The following is an 815-nucleotide window of genomic DNA, read 5'->3' as shown; positions in this document are numbered from 1 at the left end:
GAACTGAAGAAAGTTGATGCTGTCGCCAAGCGCAATAGCCAGTTATCCCATGAGATTCGAACAATATTCAAAAAGTATCAAGGCCGTTATGGTGTCAGAAGAGTTTATCAAGCGCTGAGAAATCAAGGTTTAGTCGTCAATCACAAACGCGTACAGCGAATTATGCATCGTGAAGGATTATTGGGGAAACGTCCCAGAGAAAAATATCATTCTTATCTGGGAGAAGTCGGCAAGATTGCAGACAATATCATAAATCGAGATTTTAGTACAACTGGACCATTTCAGAAATGGACGACCGATGTTTCCCAATTTAACATTTAACTTTTCTTGGGGAAAATGCTACCTATCTCCTATTTTAGATATGCACACCAATGAAATCATTGCGTATGATTTAGCTCGACGTTCCAATCTTGAGCAGATTAAACGTATGCTAACCCATGCTTTTAGAAAGTGCCACGAACTCAAGGGACTTATTATGCATTCTGATCAAGGGTGGCAATATCAACACCGATACTATAGAGAAACACTCAAAGCTCATGGTATTACCCAATCTATGTCCAGGAAAGGCAACTGCTATGATAACTGTATTATGGAAACTTTCTTTGGCAGAATGAAAAACGAAATGTATTATGGCTGTGAGAAGCAATACCAATCCTTCGAAGCCTTCTCTCAAGCCGTCAAGGAATATATCCATTATTATAACCATGTTAGAATTCAAAAGAAAACAAAATGGATGCCCCCTGTAACTTACAGGAAAGCATCCATGTGTTGGTAACTAAGTATTTATTTGTGTCCAGTTTTTGGGGTACACATCA

At 38.8% G+C, this 815-nt stretch carries 2 protein-coding genes; both read left to right on the top strand.

Features of this window, described 5'->3' with window-relative positions; genetic code table 11:
* The coding region (locus HMPREF0721_RS11650; RefSeq protein WP_006599904.1) for an IS3 family transposase at nt 1-321 on the top strand (321 nt) is incomplete at its 5' end.
* The gene (locus HMPREF0721_RS11645) at nt 299-775 is read left to right on the top strand and encodes an IS3 family transposase (protein WP_083798194.1); all 477 of its coding nucleotides are present in this window, start codon (nt 299-301) and stop codon (nt 773-775) included. The genes HMPREF0721_RS11650 and HMPREF0721_RS11645, both read left to right, overlap by 23 nt.
* Nucleotides 776-815: the final 40 nt, after the last annotated feature.

It is taken from the genome of Pseudoramibacter alactolyticus ATCC 23263 (assembly GCF_000185505.1).
Taxonomy (GTDB): domain Bacteria; phylum Bacillota; class Clostridia; order Eubacteriales; family Eubacteriaceae; genus Pseudoramibacter; species Pseudoramibacter alactolyticus.
This window is presented reverse-complemented; position numbering and strand designations above follow the sequence as displayed.